This window comes from Curtobacterium sp. MCSS17_008, assembly GCF_003234185.1.
In the GTDB taxonomy this organism is placed as follows: domain Bacteria; phylum Actinomycetota; class Actinomycetes; order Actinomycetales; family Microbacteriaceae; genus Curtobacterium.
Map to the genome: position 1 here is coordinate 552,770 of NZ_QKSM01000001.1, position 18,291 is coordinate 571,060.

17 protein-coding genes are annotated in these 18,291 nt (G+C 72.2%); 11 read left to right on the forward strand and 6 right to left on the reverse strand.

Annotated elements, in window-relative coordinates; genetic code table 11:
• Positions 1–3 precede the first annotated feature (3 nt).
• Positions 4–798, reverse strand: a complete 795-nt coding sequence (locus tag DEJ23_RS02530) for an SDR family oxidoreductase (protein WP_111238652.1) — start codon at positions 796–798, stop codon at positions 4–6.
• A gap of 71 nt (positions 799–869) precedes the next feature.
• On the opposite strand from DEJ23_RS02530, the gene DEJ23_RS02535 reads away from it, so the two are divergent.
• The 6 genes from DEJ23_RS02535 (at position 870) to DEJ23_RS02560 (ending at position 8,295) form a co-directional block, all read left to right on the forward strand.
• Positions 870–1,967: an acyltransferase family protein gene (locus DEJ23_RS02535; protein WP_111238653.1), complete on the forward strand. Its 1,098-nt coding sequence runs from the start codon at positions 870–872 to the stop codon at positions 1,965–1,967.
• 178 nt (positions 1,968–2,145) lie between these two features.
• Entirely contained in the window at positions 2,146–3,477 is a 1,332-nt protein-coding gene (locus DEJ23_RS02540; RefSeq protein WP_111238654.1) for a bifunctional o-acetylhomoserine/o-acetylserine sulfhydrylase, read from the forward strand.
• Between the two features lie 162 nt (positions 3,478–3,639).
• Entirely contained in the window at positions 3,640–4,839 is a 1,200-nt protein-coding gene (locus DEJ23_RS02545) for a homoserine O-acetyltransferase (protein ID WP_111238655.1), read from the forward strand.
• Positions 4,840–5,049: 210 nt separating this feature from the next.
• A complete protein-coding gene (locus DEJ23_RS02550; RefSeq protein WP_111238656.1) occupies positions 5,050–6,207 on the forward strand; it encodes a sensor histidine kinase in 1,158 nt (385 codons plus the stop codon).
• On the forward strand, positions 6,204–7,526 hold the full coding sequence (locus tag DEJ23_RS02555; RefSeq protein WP_111238657.1) for a hypothetical protein: 1,323 nt from the start codon (positions 6,204–6,206) through the stop codon (positions 7,524–7,526). Before DEJ23_RS02550 ends, DEJ23_RS02555 begins: the two co-directional genes overlap by 4 nt.
• Positions 7,527–7,623: 97 nt before the next feature.
• Positions 7,624–8,295, forward strand: a complete 672-nt coding sequence (locus DEJ23_RS02560) for a response regulator transcription factor (RefSeq protein ID WP_069710716.1) — start codon at positions 7,624–7,626, stop codon at positions 8,293–8,295.
• Positions 8,296–8,496: 201 nt separating this feature from the next.
• Here the strand turns inward: DEJ23_RS02560 and DEJ23_RS02565 are convergent, their stop codons facing one another.
• From DEJ23_RS02565 to DEJ23_RS02580, 4 genes are all read right to left on the reverse strand, one after another.
• A complete protein-coding gene (locus DEJ23_RS02565; RefSeq protein ID WP_111238658.1) occupies positions 8,497–9,762 on the reverse strand; it encodes an MFS transporter in 1,266 nt (421 codons plus the stop codon).
• Between the two features lie 320 nt (positions 9,763–10,082).
• Entirely contained in the window at positions 10,083–10,301 is a 219-nt protein-coding gene (locus DEJ23_RS02570) for a hypothetical protein (protein WP_111238659.1), read from the reverse strand.
• 130 nt (positions 10,302–10,431) lie between these two features.
• On the reverse strand, positions 10,432–10,740 hold the full coding sequence (locus DEJ23_RS02575) for a thiamine-binding protein (protein ID WP_111238660.1): 309 nt from the start codon (positions 10,738–10,740) through the stop codon (positions 10,432–10,434).
• On the reverse strand, positions 10,737–12,053 hold the full coding sequence (locus DEJ23_RS02580) for a DUF2029 domain-containing protein (RefSeq protein WP_111238661.1): 1,317 nt from the start codon (positions 12,051–12,053) through the stop codon (positions 10,737–10,739). The genes DEJ23_RS02575 and DEJ23_RS02580 overlap by 4 nt, the downstream gene beginning before the upstream one ends.
• 61 nt (positions 12,054–12,114) lie before the next feature.
• Between DEJ23_RS02580 and DEJ23_RS02585 the strand changes: the two genes are divergently transcribed.
• Positions 12,115–12,837, forward strand: coding sequence for a YceI family protein (locus DEJ23_RS02585; RefSeq protein WP_258375215.1), 723 nt, complete (start codon positions 12,115–12,117; stop codon positions 12,835–12,837).
• 94 nt (positions 12,838–12,931) lie between these two features.
• On the opposite strand, the gene DEJ23_RS02590 is transcribed toward DEJ23_RS02585, so the two are convergent.
• Positions 12,932–13,795: an ADP/ATP-dependent (S)-NAD(P)H-hydrate dehydratase gene (locus DEJ23_RS02590; protein ID WP_111238751.1), complete on the reverse strand. Its 864-nt coding sequence runs from the start codon at positions 13,793–13,795 to the stop codon at positions 12,932–12,934.
• Positions 13,796–13,819: 24 nt separating this feature from the next.
• On the opposite strand from DEJ23_RS02590, the gene DEJ23_RS02595 reads away from it, so the two are divergent.
• From DEJ23_RS02595 to DEJ23_RS02610, 4 genes are all read left to right on the forward strand, one after another.
• Positions 13,820–14,458, forward strand: coding sequence for an HAD family phosphatase (locus DEJ23_RS02595; protein WP_146240171.1), 639 nt, complete (start codon positions 13,820–13,822; stop codon positions 14,456–14,458).
• Positions 14,455–15,537, forward strand: coding sequence for an NADH:flavin oxidoreductase/NADH oxidase (locus DEJ23_RS02600; protein ID WP_111238664.1), 1,083 nt, complete (start codon positions 14,455–14,457; stop codon positions 15,535–15,537). The genes DEJ23_RS02595 and DEJ23_RS02600 overlap by 4 nt, the downstream gene beginning before the upstream one ends.
• 248 nt (positions 15,538–15,785) lie before the next feature.
• On the forward strand, positions 15,786–17,180 hold the full coding sequence (locus DEJ23_RS02605; RefSeq protein ID WP_258375216.1) for a hemolysin family protein: 1,395 nt from the start codon (positions 15,786–15,788) through the stop codon (positions 17,178–17,180).
• Entirely contained in the window at positions 17,177–18,271 is a 1,095-nt protein-coding gene (locus DEJ23_RS02610) for a hemolysin family protein (protein ID WP_258375217.1), read from the forward strand. The genes DEJ23_RS02605 and DEJ23_RS02610 overlap by 4 nt, the downstream gene beginning before the upstream one ends.
• The last annotated feature ends 20 nt before the right edge of the window (positions 18,272–18,291 follow it).

Consider the following 18,291-nt stretch of genomic DNA (forward strand, 5'->3'; position numbering starts at 1 on the left):
GCCCTAGCTCCTGGGCGCGAGCGGCCCGCGGGCGAGCTTGTGCTGTGCGGACTGGGCGACCGGTCGCACGGTGACCAGGTCCAGGTTGACGTGGGCGGGGAGCTCGACCGCGTGCACGATCGCCTCGGCGACGTCCTCGGCCACGAGCGGCTCCGGCACGTCGGCGTACACCGCCGCGGCCTGCGTTCGGTCTCCGCGGAAGCGCGTCAGGGCGAACTCGTCGGTCTTCACCATCCCCGGTGCGATCTCGACCACGCGGAGCGGCTCCCCGTTCAGCTCGAGCCGCAACGCCGCGACCAGGGCGTGCTCGGCGAACTTGGCGGCGTTGTACCCGCCGCCGTTCTCGTACGCCACGTGCCCCGCGGTGCTCGTCACCGTGACGACGTCCGCGACGCCCGCGGTGGCCGCGCGTCGCCGGAGCTGCGGGAGCAGGGCCGCGGTGACGCGCTTCGTGCCGATGACGTTCACCTCGAACATCGCGCGCCAGTCCTCGACGTCGGACTCCTCGACGCTCGCCGAACCGAGGGCCCCTCCGGCGTTGTTGACGAGGACGTCCGCCCCGCCGGCCTCCTCGACCCACGCGGCGAGCGCCGCGACGGCGTCCGCGTCGGTGACGTCCGCGACCAGGGACGCTGCCCCGGTCTCCGCGGCGAGCGCCTCGAGCTTCTCCTGTCGCCGGGCCACGGCCAGGACCTGCCAACCGCGCTCGCGGAACAGGCGGACGGTGGCCGCGCCGATGCCCGAGCTCGCGCCGGTGACGACGGCGAGCCGCTCGGTGGTGTCGGGACGTGCTGCCATGGGCTCCTCCAGGTGGTGTCGGCCACCACCGTACCGACCGCAGAGGTCACGATCCGGTAACGTGACCGGCCATGACGACGGACGCCGCTCCCCCAGCGCCCTCCGCTCCGGCGACCACGCTCGAGCCGGGGCGGTCGCCGCGCCGCATCCCGATGTGGGACACCGCGCGCTTCGTGGCGGTCACGCTCGTCGTGATCGGTCACGCCATCCAGCGGCAGACCGCCGGCAGCGAGCACGCCCTCGCGTTGTACACGTTCATCTACGCGTTCCACATGCCCGCGTTCGGTGTCATCAGCGGGTACTTCTCGTCCGCGGCCACGCCCACCGCGACCCGGATGCGACGGACCTTCACGGACATCGTGGTGCCGTACGTCGTCATGCAGACGATCTGGACGGTGGTGCAGGCGATCGTCGAGGGCGGCAAGGACTTCAACCCGACGAAGCCGACCTGGACCCTCTGGTTCCTGCTCGCCCTCGGGATCTTCCGGCTGATCCTGCCGTACCTCGCGATCCTGCGGGCGCCGCTCGTGTGGGCGGTCGTGCTCAGCGTCGGCGTGGGCTACCTCGACAACGTCGACTCCACGTTCTCGCTCGGCCGGGCGATCAGCCTGCTGCCGTTCTTCCTGCTCGGCTGGCAGGTGAAGCAGTGGGGCGTGTTCGACCGCTGGTACGAGGCCCCGCGGCGGGTCGTCGTCCGGCTCCGCGTGGCGGCCGCGGCGGTCTTCGCCGTGTGGGCGGTGGCGTGCCTGCTGTTCATCCCGCAGTTCAAGGACTTCGACCTGCACCACTGGTTCTTCTACGACGACTCGTACTCGGGCCTCGGCGAGGACGCCTGGTGGGCCGGCGGCGTCCGGCTCGGGCTCGTGCTGCTCGCGACGCTCCTGACGGCCTCGTTCCTGCTGCTGGTCCCCCGTCGGACGGTGTGGATCACGCGCTTCGGCGCCGCGACGATGTACGTCTACCTGCTCCACACGTTCGTCCTGTACCCGATCCGCGAGTCCGGGGTCCTGGCGGGCGAGCACTCGGCGTGGCCGTACGTGCTGCTCATGGTCGCGGTCGCCTGCGCGGTGAGCCTGTTCCTGGCGCAGCCGTTCGTGCGCCGCGGGATGCGCTGGTTGCTCGAGCCGAAGGTCGACTGGCTGTTCCGGAAGGACGCGGTCGACCGCTGACGCGGCCGCCGGCAGCCGGGAGGCGCGGGATCCCTGCGCAGGGCGCGTTACGTCCGACGTCACGCACGCTGGTGCCCGCCCGGTCACCTGCGTACCGTGACGACCGTCGCAGTGCTGCCGCGGGCCTCCGGTCCGGCAGGTGCGACCCGAGGACGGACCGAACCCGACAGGAGCACCGATGAGCACGAACGACGCCGCCGCCTGGCGGTTCGAGACCGCGCAGGTCCACGCCGGCGCGCAGCCCGACCCGACGACCGGAGCGCGGGCGACGCCGATCTACAAGACGACCTCGTACGTGTTCGAGAACTCCGACCACGCGCGCGACCTGTTCGCCCTGGCGCAGCCGGGCAACATCTACTCGCGGATCATGAACCCGACCAACGACGTCGTGGAGCAGCGGATCGCCGCGCTCGAGGGCGGCACGGGCGCGCTCCTGGTGTCCAGCGGTCAGGCCGCCGAGACGTACGCGGTGCTCAACATCGCGGGTGCCGGTGACCACATCGTCTCGTCGTCGTCGATCTACGGCGGCACCTACAACCTGTTCAAGTACACGCTGGCGAAGCTCGGCATCGAGACGACCTTCGTCGAGGACCAGGACGACCTCGAGGAGTGGCGCCGCGCCGTCCGCCCGAACACGAAGCTGTTCTTCGCGGAGACGATCGGGAACCCGCGGATCAACGTCCTCGACATCACCGGGGTGAGCAGCGTCGCGCACGAGAACGGGGTGCCGCTCATCGTCGACAACACGATCGCGACGCCGTACCTCATCCGCCCGTTCGAGCACGGTGCCGACATCGTCGTGCACTCGGCGACGAAGTTCCTCGGCGGACACGGCACGGTCATCGGCGGAGTCATCGTCGACGGCGGGCGCTTCGCGTGGTCGGAGCACGCCGAGCGCTTCCCGGAGTTCAACTCCCCCGACCCCTCGTACCACGGCGCGGTGTTCGCGCAGGCGGTCGGCAACGAGCTCGCGTACGTGGTGAAGGCGCGGGTGCAGCTGCTCCGCGACCTCGGGGCGTCGAACTCGCCGGACACGGCGTTCGCGCTCCTGCAGGGCATCGAGACGCTGTCGCTGCGCATCGAGCGGCACGTGTCGAACGCGCAGGAGATCGCCGAGTGGCTCGACCGGCACCCGGACGTGGCGTCGGTGTCGTACGCCGGCCTGCCGACGTCGCCGTGGTACGCGGCCGCGACGAAGTACGCGCCGCGCGGGGTCGGAGCCGTGCTGTCGTTCGAACTCAAGGGCGGCGTGCCGGCGGGCAAGGCGTTCGTCGACGAGCTCCGGCTGTTCTCGCACCTGGCCAACATCGGGGACGTGCGCTCGCTCGTCATCCACCCGGCATCGACGACGCACTCGCAGCTCACTCCCGAGCAGCAGCTGACGACCGGGGTCACCCCCGGGCTCGTGCGTCTCTCGGTCGGGATCGAGAACGTCGAGGACCTGCGCGCCGACCTCGAGGCGGGGCTCGCGGCGGCGCGTGCGGTCTCGCAGGAGGGCCTGCGGGCGTAGCACCCCGCCCACCGGGCTCGCACGACGCAACGTCGGCGGTTCCCCGCAGCGCAGTACCGCTGCGAGGGACCGCCGACGTCGCGTGTCACGGGAGCGGCCCGGACGTACCGTCGTGACGTAACACGGCGGAGGTGGGGCGCGCCTCCCGGCAGACTGGACGCGATGGACTGGCAGACGATCCCCGAGGACTCGGTCCCGTCCACCCTCGTGCCCGGGACCGAGCTGGGGACGCTCGGCAAGCCGCCCGTCACGGGCGCCTGGCGCCCCGGTGACCACCCCGGTGCGCGGCAGTTCGCCGCACTCGGCGAGCAGTGGGTGCGCGGCGGCCGGATCCCGTCCGTGCGCGTGGCGTACGAGACGTGGGGCGAGCTGAACGCGGAGCGGGACAACGCGGTCCTGCTCCTGCACGCGATGACCGGCGACTCGCACGTCGCCGGTCCGGCCGGTCCCGGGCACCGGACGGCCGGCTGGTGGGGCGACGTCGTCGGACCGGGCCGGGCGATCGACACCGACCGGTGGTACGTCGTCGCGCCGAACATGCTCGGCGGGTGCCAGGGCACGACCGGACCGTCGTCGGTGGCGCCGGACGGTCTCGAGTGGGGCTCGCGCTTCCCGTTCGTCACGGTGCGAGACCAGGTCGCCGTGCAGGTGCAGCTGGCCGACCTGCTCGGCATCGACGTCTTCGCGGCCGTCGTCGGTGGCTCCATGGGCGGCATGCACGCGCTCGAGTTCGCGATCGCACACCCCTCCCGGGTCGCCAGGCTCGCCGTCCTCGCGTCCACGGCGCAGACCACCGCGGACCAGATCGCGGCGAACTCCCTGCAGCGCGCCGCGATCCAGACCGACCCCGCGTACAACGGCGGTGACTACTACGAGGCCGAGGCCGGCGAGGGCCCGCACCGCGGTCTGTCGCTCGCCCGCCGGATGGCACTCATGACCTACCGGGCGCCGGACGAGCTCAACGGCAGGTTCGCCCGGTCGTGGCAGAGCGACGTCTCCCCCCTCGGCGACGACGGACGGTTCTCGGTGGAGAGCTACCTCGACTTCCACGGGAACCGGTTCACCCGGCGGTTCGACGCCTCGTCGTACGTGGCGCTCACCCACGCCATGGACTCGCACGACGTCGGAGCCGGTCGCGGTGGCGTGTCGGCGGCGCTCGGACTCGTGTCCGCACGGACCCTCGTGCTCGGCGTGTCGAGCGACCGGCTGTTCCCGCTCGAGGACCAGCACCGGATCGCCGCCGGTGTGCCGGACACGCTCGACGGGGACCGCGCCGCGGTGCTCGACAGCGAGTTCGGGCACGACGGGTTCCTCATCGAGCACGAAGCGGTGGGCGCGCACCTGCGACGTCTGCTCGACTGAGCAGCCACGCGGGCGGCAGTGTCGAGCGCGCCGGGCGGCGGTGCCGCGCCGCGCCCGGCGGTCGTTCCGAGCCATCCGGACGGCACCGCGCGCCGAACACCCCCCAACGGGTGGCGCGCGTGGAATGATGGCGTCGGGAGCCCTGACCGGGGCTCGGTTTCCCGCCGGACACCCACCGAACACGAACTGACGTCACCAACCAGGACATCGATGGACTTCATCGCACAGGAACGCGACCGCTTGCTGCGGTCGACCACCCGTGTCGTCGGCGTCACGTGCGCGCTGGTCTCCGTCGTCGGCATCATCAGCTCGCTCGCCGTGCCCCTGCTCCCGTTGCTCGGCGCGCTCGCCTGCATCGCGGTGCTCATCGCCGCCCTGCTCGTGTTCGGGACGAACGGCTCCGTCTGGTGGACGGCCCTCGCGCTCGCCGCCGGACTCGGCGCCCTCGCCCTGCTGCTCCTCGGCGCAGACCCGGACACCCGCGACGTCGTCGCGAGCGCCGTGGTGCCGCTGGCCGCGGGCTCCCTGTCCGCGCCGCTCATGGCGCAGCGCGGGGCGCCGCTCGGGCTCGCGATGACCATCACCGCCGGGATCGCCGCGATCGGTGCCGTCGTCTGGGCCTCCGGCAGCGTGCTCTCGGGCGCAGCAGCGGGCGTCGCGCTCGGATGGGTGCTGGTCGCCGTCGTCTCGGTGTGGATCGCCAGGAGCATCCCTCGGGTCGCCCGCCGGATCCAGAGCATCGGCACCGCCCACCGCGCCGAGCGACAGGCGAGCGAGACCGAGGCGCAGCGTCGACAGGGCGCGCGGCTCCTGCACGACACGGTGCTCGCGACGCTGACCCTGCTCGCCCACTCCGGCGTCGGCGTCTCCGAGCAGGCGATGCGCGAGCAGGCGGCGGAGGACGCCCGGCTCCTCCGCCACCTCCGCCTCGGTGCGACCCCGCAACCGCAGCAGTCCGGCGACTACTCCCTCACCCGTGTCGAGGAGTCACCGCTCGGACAGACCCTCGAGTCCGTCAAGCAGCGCTTCGGCCGCATGGGGCTCGAGGTGAGCTGGCACGGCACCGGCCAGGTGCTGCTGCCGTCGAACGTGCTCGACGCGTTCCTGCTCGCGCTCGGCGAGTGCCTGGAGAACGTCCGCCGCCACGCCGGTGTCGGCGAGGCCCACGTCACGATCGTGCACGACCAGGAGACCGTGCGGGCCATGGTGACCGACTCCGGCGTGGGGTTCGACCTCGAGGCCGTCAGTCCCGAGCGCCTCGGCTTCAAGGAGAGCGTCGTGAGCCGTCTCCGTGAGGTCGGCGGCGACGCGAAGCTCTTCTCCGCCCCCGGATCGGGCACCACCGTCGTCCTGGAGGCTCCCCGATGACCGGCATCCCCGAGGACACGATCACCCGCGGGCTCCCGGGCGACACCGTCCAGCCTGCCCCGCGCACCCGCCGGGAGGCGCGTGAGCGCTACCGCGGCAGCGAACGGCGCCAGGCCCGCGGGCTGCCGTCGACGTCGACGGGGGCCCGGTCGCTCCGCCAGGCGGCCAAACCGGGTGCGTCACTCGGCGCCGGGTACCTCGGCCTCGGAGCCGCGATCCTCGCCGGGATCGAGGCCGTCGCGGGCATCGTCTTCTTCCTCGTCCGCCTGCCCGAGTACTCCGACCCCTGGCTGCCCGCGGCCGCGTGGGCGCTGTACATCGTGGCGGCCATCGGCGTCGGGCTCAGCCTGATGACCTACGGCGAGCGGTTGACCGGCACGGCGTTCGCACTCATCTGCGCGGTCCTCGCCTGCGTGGTGACCCTCGACTTCGTCGGGATCTTCCCCGAGCGCGACATCGCCCACACCGCCAGCGCGTCCGTCGCCGCCGGGTTCGCACTGCTGCCCGTCGCCGCGCTCCGACCGGCCCGCGAGGTCGGCACCGCGGTCGGCGTGCTCGGGCTCGCGTTCGCCGTGATGGCAGCGGTGTCGACGCCCATCACCCCGGAGACCCTGCCCGGCATCGTCTCGCTGCTCGCACTCGTGGTGGTGCCCCCGTCGATCTCGCTGTTCGTCGTGCACCGGTTCCGGCAGCTCGTGCAACGGGAACTCGACCGGGTGCTCGTGCAGAGCAACGTCCAAGCGCCGCAGTTCGCCGTCGGCATGCTCGCCTCCGACGAGCTCGCACGCCTCGACCTCGCCGCCGAGAAGCTCCTCGACGCGGTCGCGAACGGCTCCGACCCGCTGCCGCTCTCGGACGCCTCGGCGTCGGTCGCCGCGTCCCTCGCCACGGAACTCCGACTCCACCTGATCGAGGGGCGCCGTGAGACCTGGCTCTACCACGCGATCACCGAGTCGGACCACCTCGGTCGCTCGGTCAGCGTCGCCGACCCCCAGTCGCTCGCCGGGCACCTGTCGCCGGCGCAGCGCGACGGCCTGCTGCAGGCGCTGTGGCAGATGGTGGGCGACGGGCGGGCGACCCAGCCGGGCGTCCCGGTCGTCTCGGTGACCCTCGGCCCGATCGGTTCGGACGGACACCCGGTGTCCGACGAGCGGATGGACGTGCCGATCGTGTTCGAGTCGCGCGGGGTGCCGCGACGCCGTCTCGGTCCGACCGCCTGGAGCGCGCTGCAGCGCATCGGTCCCTCCACCGACTCGGTGCGTGACGGTGTGCTCCGCGTGGTCTCGCACTGCGTCGTCGACCGGCACCCGTCGATGTGACGGGACCAGAACTCCGGGACACCCGGTCAGCCTGTCCGGCCCGCACGGTCCCTCCACCTAGGATCGGCCACGCACCGCCTTCGAGAAAGGACGCCTGATGGCGACTCCAGAGGAACCGATCCGACTCGCGCTCGTCGACGACCACCGGATGCTGCTCGGCGCACTGACGGAGTGGATCCGCAGCGCCGCCGACGACATCACGCTCGTCGCCGCCGTCACGACCTGGCCCGAGCTCCTCACGAGCCCCGCCTTCCCGGTCGACGTCGTGCTGCTCGACCTCGACCTCAAGGACTCGATCCCGGTCTCGCTGAAGATCTCGACGCTGAAGACCGCCGGCGTGAAGACCGTGGTCATGAGCACCTACTCCGAGCCGAACGTCGTCCGCGAGGCCCTGGCCTCCGGGGCCCTCGGCTACCTCGTCAAGAGCGAGGACGCCGACATGATCGTCGAGGCGATCCGCGCGGCGCAGCGCGGCGAGCAGTACGTCTCCGCCGAGCTCGACCTCGCGATCAACAGCGGCGACGTCGGTGGCGTCCCGAAGCTCAGCGCGCAGGAGCGCCGCGTCATGGCGCTGTACGGCGGCGGCGAGCCCGTGAAGAGCGTCGCCTACCAGCTCGGCATCTCCGAGGAGACCGCCAAGAGCTACCTCAAGCGCATCCGAGAGAAGTACCGCGTTGCGGGCTTCGACGTCGGCACGAAGGTCGCGCTGCGAAAGCGCGCCATCACCGACGGCATCATCGTGCAGGACGGCAGCCCGGTCGGGCTGTGACCGCACCCACACGACGGACGGGAGGCCCGTGGCGACACCGCCACGGGCCTCCCGTCCGTCGTGTGGGTGCGTCAGCCGGTCGGCGCGCAGCACCCCGTCACCCCGTCGGTGGAGCAGACGATGTCAGGTCCGGTCCGCCCACCCGACAGCTCCTGCTCCATCGACGGGAGCGGTCGCGCAGCGTCGACGGCGCGCGCCGCGTCAGACCGTGGGCACCGGCGCCGTGATCGGCCCGGTCGACGGCGACGACGCGCGCAGCGCGGCACGGCGGACCGACCGCCGCTCGACGCCGTAGCTGACCATGGTCACGAGCAGACCGAGCAGGGCGAGCACGATGCCGAGCCACGCCGGGGCCAGGAACCCGAACCCGGCGGCGATGACCGCCCCACCGAGCGCTGCGCCGAGCGAGTTCCCGATGTTGAACGCCGAGTGGTTCAGCGCCGCCGCGATCGTCCGGGCGTCACCGGCGACGTCCATCAGGCGCGACTGCACCGCCGGCGGGATCGCCGACGAGGTCGCCCCCAGCAGGAACGCACCGAGGAAGACACCCCACACCCACTGCGCGGTGAAGACCGTCACGAGCAGGGCGCCGATGAGCGCCAGCATGCCGATGTAGATCGTGCGCTTGACGCTCCGGTCGGCGAGGTGCCCGCCGAGGACCCCGCCCACGACCATGCCGAGCCCGACCACGACCAGCACGATCGGCACGGCGGACTCCGGCAGCCCCGTCACGTTCTGCACGAGCGGCGAGATGTACGAGTACACGGCGAAGAAGCCGCCGAACCCGACCGCGCCGAGCCCCATCACGATCCAGACCTGCGGTGACCGGAAGGCTCGGAGTTCTCGCCCGATCGTCGCGTGCTCGTCGGCGGCGCTGCGCGGGACGAACGCCGCGACGGCGAGGAAGGTCAGCGCGAACAGGAGCGAGACGACGCCGTACGCGATCCGCCAGCCGGCGTTCTGCCCGATCCAGGTGATCGCGGGCACGCCGACGACGTTGGCGATCGACAGGCCGAGCATCACCATCGCGATGCCCTTGCCGCGCTTGCCGGGTCCCATGATCTCGCCAGCGACGATCGACGCGATGCCGAAGTAGGCGCCGTGCGGCAGCCCGGCGACGAAGCGCGCGACGAGCACCAGCCCGAAGTTCGGCAGCACCGCGCTCGCGACCGTCGCCACCACGAAGCCGACGAGCAGCACGAGGATCAGCCCCTTGCGCGGGAAGGTCGCGGAGATCGCCGCGATCGTCGGCGCGCCCACCACGACGCCGAGTGCGTAGGCGCTGACGAGCCAGCCGGCGTGCGCGACCCCGGCGGCGGGATCGGCCGCGTACTGCGCGGGCAACAGGGCTTCGGCGATGTTCGGCAGCAGGCCCATCGCGACGAACTCGGTCGACCCGATGGCGAAGCCACCGAGGGCGAGGGCGATGAGGGCGAACGCGCGCTGCGTCGGCGTGGTGAGCGTCATACGACCTGTCTGGATCGGGAGGAGCGGGGCGGGCGGAGGAGGCCGGGTTCCGGATGGCCTCCGGTTCGTCATCCGGACCGCCCCGTCGTCACCACGCGGTCCCACTGCTCCGGCCCACGCACCTCAGCGATGCGACGGGCGGACGGCAGCAGGGTCGGTCCGTGTTCGGCGTCGAACGATCCGGGCACACCTGGAGCGGCCCGGTCCGAGCAGTGTAGACCGCTCCAAACGGCCGACGGAAGACGACGGGCCGAATCGATTCGACATCGGCCGTCGGATCACCGATCGGCGTGGACGGCTTCGCCGCGGCGGGACAGGCCTCAGGCCGCGCGGCGGTCCTCGCTCGCGGAGCCGAGCGCCACCGGTTCGGGCAGATCGTCGCGGTGGACCCACCCGGACCCGCACTCGGTGCAGCTCGCCCAGGCGTTGCCGCCCTGCTCGTCACTGTCGATGACGACCGTCTGCAGGTCGCAGTCGGGGCACCAGCCGTCGTGCATCATCACGCGCTCCTCGTCGTCGTCCGGGTCGTCCCGAGCCACCGGTGCGGCTCGATGCGGACCATGAGACACCCGACCACCGACATCACGGGGAGGCGCTCGGCGTGTCCTGCACCTTGCAGCCAGCGTACGATCGCAACAACGCCCGCATGTACCCCTGAGCGCGCCCGCCCTACTCGCCGAGCGCCGCCTCGAGCCGCTCGAGCTTCCCCTCGATCTCCCCCGTGTGGCCCGGACGGATGTCGGCCTTGAGCACGAGGGACACCCGGGTGCCGTAGGCGCCGACGGCCTCGGTGGCGCGCTTGACGACGTCCATGACCTCGTCCCACTCCCCCTCGACCTCGGTGAACATCGACGAGGTGCGGTTCGGCAACCCGGACTCGCGGACGACCCGCACCGCGGCGGCCACCGCATCGTGCACGGACCCGTCCGAGGACGCCGAGGGACCACCGGACGGAGCGACGGAGAACGCGACGATCATGCGTCCATCCTGCCCCGGTCGGCCCCTCGGCGCACCGATGGCTCGGACGCCGGCTCCGACGAGCGGCCCGACGAACGGCCGGACGAGAGCCAGCCCCGACGCCCTGGCGAATGCCGCGCGAGCCGCACCAGCACGACGACCGCCCAGACGAGCACGGCGACCTCGAGGACGTTCCGCACCGTGAGCACGAACACCGTCCAGGTGTGCACCGCGAGGAGTTCGTCGTAGAACCCCGGGTAGACCACCTGGGTCAACAGCGCCAGGGGCAGCACCCCGATCGCGACGGGCAGGAAGCGCCGCGCGCTCGGACGTCCGGCGACGAGCCCCCAGACGACCGGCACGGCGTACCACCCGACGTACTGCGGCGACCCCACCTTGTTCACCGCGATGAGCGCCGCGACGAACAGCAGCGCGAGGATCGGCGCGACCTCGGGACGACGGGCACCCCGCCGCACCGCGAGCAGGGCGAGGAGGACGCCGCCGACCACCAGGACCGCCATCAGCGGCGTCGACAGCGCAGCCGCGGCGTGGGTGCCCGCGCCGGACACCTCGAACGTCAGGATCTCCCGGTTGTAGTACACGCCCGCCCCCGGCGCCCCGAGCGCCGCCGCCCACATGAAGGGCGTCGCGAGCGGCGCCTCGATCTGCAGTGCGCGGTCGCTCTGCTCGGTGACGAAGGACAGCAGGTGCGCCGCGCCGCCGTAGAGCACGTCGACGAGCACGATCAGCCCGGTCACGACGAGGGCACCGGTCACGACGGCGCCGCGGTGTCCTCGACGCAGCAGCACCAGGACGCCCACCAGGGCGGCCGGCCACACCTTCGTCCACGCCGCCGCGGTGAAGAGCGCCGACGCGACCGCCGGACGGGTCACGACGAAGGCCACCCCGACGAGGGCGAGGGCGGTGGCCACGGTGTCGATCCGCCCGAGTGCGATGGGTCCGAGCGCGAGCAGGAACACGAGCCACCACCAGACGACCCGCACGCCGAACGCACGGAACCGCCAGAGGACGGCACAGGCCACGGCGTCGAGCAGCACCATGAGGGCGAGCCAGCCGGTCGCGATCGCCGCGGTGCCACCGAGCGCCGCAGCAGCCATCGGCACGAGCGCGAACACCGGGTACACCCAGTCGGAGTCCACCCCGACCCACGAGTGGTCGATCCGGCCGACCTCGACCCACCGCCGGTAGGTGATGGTGACGTCGCCGAGCGGCTGGTTCGGTGCCGTCGTCGCCAGCCACCACAGCACGGCGTGCACCAGCACGAAGACCACGGCGAGCGAGACGCCCTCGACCCACCGGAACCGCTGCTGCACCGTGTGAGCGTAGCGGGCGGTCCACAGCCACTCCTGAGGAGGACGTGTCACCGTTCTCGACGTGACCCCAGAGCCCCGTCAGCCACCCCGCCCCGGCACCCGGAAGCCCCTCGTGTGGGCCGGCGTCGTCCTCCTGGTGGCCGTGCTGGCCGTCGTCGGTGTGGCCGTCGGGACGAACGTGTACTCGTCGAGCGAGAACGCGAAGGCCTCGGCAGTACCGTCCGTCGGTGCGTCCCGCGCTCCGTCGACGCTCGACACGGAACAGGTGTCCGGCGACTGGACGGTCGGCGGTGGCTCGGAGGCCGGCTACCGGGTCCACGAGGTGCTCAACGGCTCCGACGTCACGGTCACCGGCCGCACGGACAGCGTGACGGGTTCCGCGACGGTCGAGGGCACCTCGATCACCGCGGCGACCATCACCGTGCAGGTGGCCGAGATCACGACCGACTCGGCGCAGCGCGACTCCTACTTCCGTGACTCCGCTCTCGACGTCGCGGCCTTCCCCGAGGCGACCTTCACCCTCACCGAGCCCGTCGCTGACGCCGTGCCGAGCGGGTCGGGCACGACCTCGGTCGAGGCCGACGGCGAGCTCACCCTGCACGGCGTGACGAAGCCGGTCCGGGCAGCGTTACAGATCGGACTCGACGGGGACGGCGTCGCCGTCTCGGGGTCCGTGCCGATCACGTTCTCGGACTACGGCGTGCAGGCCCCCGACCTCGGCTTCGTCGAGGTCGACGACGCGGGCGAGATCGAGTTCCTGGTGCACGCCACCCCCGCCTCCTGACGCGGCATCCGCCGGACGGGAGGCGCGGTGCGGGCCGGCACGGGCCTCCCGTCCGGCGTCTGGTCGCCTCGACGAGGTGCGCCGGGGTGCACCCCTACTCGCTCCGAGCGTCGCCCTCCACGACCAGGTCGCGGACGACGCCGGGCAGCTGCTCGACGAGCGCCGTCATCGTGAAGGGCCCACCACGCGATGCCCGTCGGGCCGCGACCCCGTGCACGACCGCAGCCGACGCGGCGAGGTGTGCGAGGTCCGACGGCGACAGCGTCCCGCCGGCCGCCTCCGCTGCGCCCTGCCGCGTCGCGACGAGGGCGCCGAGCACCCCGCCGAGCACGTCACCGGCGCCAGCCGCCGCGAGCCAGGGGGTCGCCGACGACGCCACGAGCCGGACCGACCCGTCGGGTGTCGCCACGTGCGTCGCCTCCCCCTTGAGGAGTACCACGCTGCCCGTCGCCACGGCGGCACGGAGGGCGGCGTCCGCCGGGTCGCGCTCGACGTCGGCACGCTCGGCGTCGATGACCGGGGCGAGCTCCCCCGCGTGTGGCGTCAGCACCGCCAGCGGGCCGAGGTCGACGAGCGGGATCGCCCCGGCGTCGACGACGACCGGCACCCCGTCGTCCGAGGCGTGTCGGAAGGCCTCCGCCGTGGACGGGTCGAGCTCGTCGAGGGAACCGGCGGAGATCCCGGAGCCGACGAGCCAGGCCTGCACGCGCCCGACTCCGGAGACCACCTCGGGCCGACGGGTGAGCACGTGGTCGGTCGCCCGGTCGGGACCGACGTAGCGGACCATGCCGACGCCGGTGTGCACGGCCGCGTCGACGCCCATGACGGCCGCTCCCGGGTAGCGGTCGGAGCCCGTCGCGACGCCGAGGACGCCCCGTCGGTACTTGGTGGACTCACGGTGCGGAGCGGTGGTCCAGGCTGCGGCGTCGGCGGGTGCGAAGGGGGCGGAGTCGTTCACGACCGCCACGTTACGGTGGACCGCATGAGCCTGTTCCTGCCCGGTCGCGTGGTGGTCTTCGACTACGGCGAGGTGATCAGCAGGACGCCGCACGGCGCGTGGGACGCCCTCGTCGCGATGACCGGCGTGCCGGCGGACGAGCTGCTCCCCGTGTACCAGGAGCTCCGGCACGACCTCGACCGCGGTGACCTGTCCGTCGTCGAGTACTGGCGGGCGGTCGCCGCGCGGACCGGGCGGGACTGGAGCCTCACCGACATCCACCGCTTCTGGGCCGTCGACTTCACCGGCTGGTTCGAGGTGGACCCCGAGGCCCTCGCGATCGTCGAGGAGCTGCACGACGCCGGCACGCGCCTCGCCCTCCTGTCGAACGCGGGCTTCGACTTCGGCGACCCGTACCGACGGTCGCCGATGGGCTCGCTCTTCGAGACCGTCGTGGTGAGCGCCGAGGAGCACGTCCTGAAGCCGGACCCGTCCATCTACCGCACCACGTGCGAGCGACTGGGAATCACGCCCGAGCAGATGGTGTTCGTCGACAACAGGGCCGAGAACGCCACCGGCGCGGACGCGATCGGGGCGGTCGGCCACCACTACACGTCGCCTGCCGCCCTGCGGACCTTCCTGCTGGACCTGGCGGCACGGACCGCCGAAGGAGCACCCGCGTGACGCACGCCCTGTTCGAACCGATCACCATCCGCGACCTCACCGTCCGCAACCGGATCTGGGTCTCGCCGATGTGCCAGTACTCGGTCGAGCAGCAGGACGGCGTCCCGACACCGTGGCACCTCGTGCACCTCGGCGGGTTCGCCAAGGGCGGTGCGGGCGCGGTGGTCGTCGAGGCGGCGGGGGTCGTGCCCGAGGGGCGGATCACCCCGCACGACGTCGGCATCTGGAACGACGAGCAGCGCGACGCCTTCCGTCCGATCGTCGACTTCCTGCACGCGCAGGGCGCCGCGGCCGGCATCCAGCTAGCGCACGCCGGCCGCAAGGCGTCCACGTACCGGCCGTGGAACGACGTCCAGGGCACCGTGCCCGACGCCGAGGGCGGCTGGCAGACCGTCGCCCCGTCCGCCGTCGCCTTCGACGGCTACGCGGTGCCGCGCGAGCTCGAGACCGAGGACATCCGTGTGGTGGCGCTGGCCTTCGCCGCCGCCGCACGCCGCGCCGTCGAGGCCGGCTTCGACCTGGTCGAACTGCACGCCGCGCACGGGTACCTGCTGCACCAGTTCCTGTCGCCGCTGAGCAACCACCGCACCGACGCGTACGGCGGCTCGCTCGAGAACCGCGCACGGGCCCTGCTCGAGAGCATCGACGCCGTGCGCGCCGAGGTCGGCGAGGGCTTCCCCGTGGTCGTCCGGTTCTCCGCCACCGACTGGGTCGACGGCGGCCTCACGCTCGACGAGACCGTCCAGGTCGCCCGCTGGGCCGCCGAGCACGGCGCCGACCTGGCCGACGTGTCGACCGGCGGCAACGTCGCGAAGGCCTCGATCCCGGTCGGCCCCGGCTACCAGGTGCCCTTCGCCGAGACCGTCCGCCGCGAGGCCGGCATCGGCACGATCGCGGTCGGCATGATCTCGACCGCCTTCCAGGCCGAGCAGATCGTCGCCACCGGCCAGGCCGACGTCGTCATGGTCGGCCGCGAGTTCCTCCGCGACCCGTCCTTCGCCCTGCGCGCAGCCGCCGAGCTCGGCGTGGCGGTCGACTACGAGCCGCAGCAGTACCACCGGGCCCGCGTCACGGCGTAGGCAGGCACGCCCAGCGTGCTCCGCGCCTCCCGTCCGGTCAGCCGACATCGGACCGGGCCCACGCCGTCCCGGCCGTGCCGGTGGGGAGCGGCGCGGGGCGCTCCCTGTACGTCCTCTCGGCTCCGACACCGCTCACCCAGTACGATGACTCTCACTGTGGACGATCCCCCGAATTCCTCTTCGCCTTCCCACTCATCCGGCGCTCACTCGGTGAGCAGCCCCGCTTCCCCTGTGTCGGGAGGTGGAGAATGAGTCCCCTCGACATCGTCATGCTGGTCGGCGGCATCCTGCTGACCCTCGGTACCGGTGTCTTCGTCGCCTCGGAGTTCGCGCTCGTGAACCTCGACCGCGCCGAGGTCGAGGCCCGACGCGACCGCGGCGAGTCCGGCCTCGCCCCGGTTATCGGCGCGCTCAAGGTCACCTCGACCCACCTGTCGAGCGCGCAACTCGGCATCACCCTGACGACCCTGCTGACCGGCTACCTGCTCGAACCGTCGATCGCGACGCTGCTCGAGGCGCCGTTCCTCGCGATGCAGCTGCCGGAGGCGATCGTCGAGACGGTCGGTTCGATCGTGGCGCTCGTCATCGCGACCCTGCTGTCGATGATCCTCGGCGAACTCGTGCCGAAGAACTTCGCGCTGGCGCTGCCCCTGCAGACCGCGAAGCTCGTGGTGCCGCTGCAGGTCGCGTTCACGACCGTGTTCAAGCCGGCCGTCGCGCTCCTCAACGGCACCGCGAACGCCGTGCTGCGTTCGATGGGCATCGAGCCGCAGGAGGAACTGTCCGGCGCCCGGAGCGCCGAGGAGCTCAGCTCGCTGCTCCGCCGCTCCGCGTCGGAGGGTTCGCTCGAACAGGACACCGCGACGCTGCTCCAGCGCACCATCGCGTTCTCCGAACTGAACGCCAGCGATGTGATGACCCCGCGCCCCCGGCTGTCGACCATCCGCGTGTCCGAGCCGGCGGAGGACGTCATCGCCCTCGCTCGACGCACCGGGTTCAGCCGCTTCCCCGTCATCGAGGAGGACGCGGACGACGTCGTCGGCATCGTGCACGTCAAGCAGGCGGTCGCGGTCCCCCGCGAGAAGCGCCCCGAGGTCCCCGTCGGCGCCCTGATGACCGAGGCCGAGCGCGTGCCCGAGACGATGCCGGGCGACACGCTGCTCGCCGAGGTCCGGAGCCGCGGCTACCAGATGGTGATCGTCGTCGACGAGTACGGCGGCACCGCGGGGGTCGTCACCCTCGAGGACCTCGTCGAGGAGATCGTCGGCGAGGTGTCCGACGAGCACGACCGCGCCCGGATCGACGTGGTGCGCTCCCGCGGCTGGCTGACGTTCCCCGGACTGCTGCGTCCGGACGAGCTCGAGGACCGCGCCGGCGTGAAGGTGCCCGAGGACGGTCCGTACGAGACCGTCGGTGGCTTCATCATGTCGACCCTCGGCCGCCTGCCCGCCGTCGGCGACGAGGTGGCGCTCGACGACGGCGTCTTCCGCGTCGAGCGCCTCGACGGCCGCCGGGTCGACCGCATCCGGTGGACCCCGACGCAACCCGACCCGGTCCCCGGGACGTCCGCGGCCGGACCGTCCTCCGACACCCGCCCGGCGACCGGGATCATCATCCCCGCCACGAAGGAAGGCTCCCGATGAGCGCCGCGTCCGTCCACGACGGCCTGGTCCTCGCCGCCGGCGAGTCCGCCTCCACCGGATCCGACTGGTGGGGCATCTTCTGGCTGGTCGTCCTGTTGCTCGGCAACGCGTACTTCGTGGCGGCCGAGTTCGCCGTCATCTCGGCACGACGCTCGCAGATCGAACCGCGCGCCGAGGCCGGGTCGAAGTCCGCGCAGATGACGCTCTGGGCGATGGAGCACGCCACGCGCATGCTCGCCACGACCCAGCTCGGCATCACGGTCTGCTCGCTCCTCATCCTGAACGTCTCCGAGCCGGCGATCCACCACCTGCTCGAGGTCCCGCTCGGTCTGACCGGCTGGAGCGTCGAGGTCATCGGTACCGTCGCGTTCGTCTTCACGCTGCTGCTCGTGTCGTTCCTGCACGTCGTGTTCGGCGAGATGGTGCCGAAGAACATCTCGTTCTCGATGCCGGACCGCGCCGCACTCCTCCTGGTCCCGACCCTCTGGTACATCGGCCACGGCCTGCACTGGGTGATCGTCGGACTGAACTCGGCGGCGAACGGCGTGCTGCGCCTGTTCAAGGTGGAACCGAAGGACGAGGCGGTGAGCGCCTTCACCGTGGAGGAGGTCCAGACGATCGTCGAGCAGTCGCGTCGCGAGGGCACGCTGACCGACGACGGCAAGCTCGCGATGGCGTTCGAGTTCACGGAGAAGAAGGTCAAGGACGTCGCCGTGCCGATGTCCGACCTGGTCACGCTGCCCGAGGACGCCACCCCCGAGGACGTCGAGCGTGCCGTCGCGCAGCGAGGCTTCTCGCGGTACGTGCTCGTCGGGGAGGACGGCGACCCGACCGGCTACGTGCACGTCAAGGACGTCATCGACCTGCGGCCGGACGAGTTCGACGCGCCGGTGCCCCCGAAGCGGATCCGTCAGCTCATCTCGCTGTACACGGACATGGACCTCGAGGACGCCCTCGCGACCATGCGTGCCGCGGGGCGGCACGTGGCACGGGCGTTCGACGCCGACGGTCGCACGGTCGGCGTCCTGTTCCTCGAGGACATCCTCGAGGAACTCGTCGGCACCGTCGAGGACGCGACCCGGCGCCGCTAGGCACACCACGACGACGGACG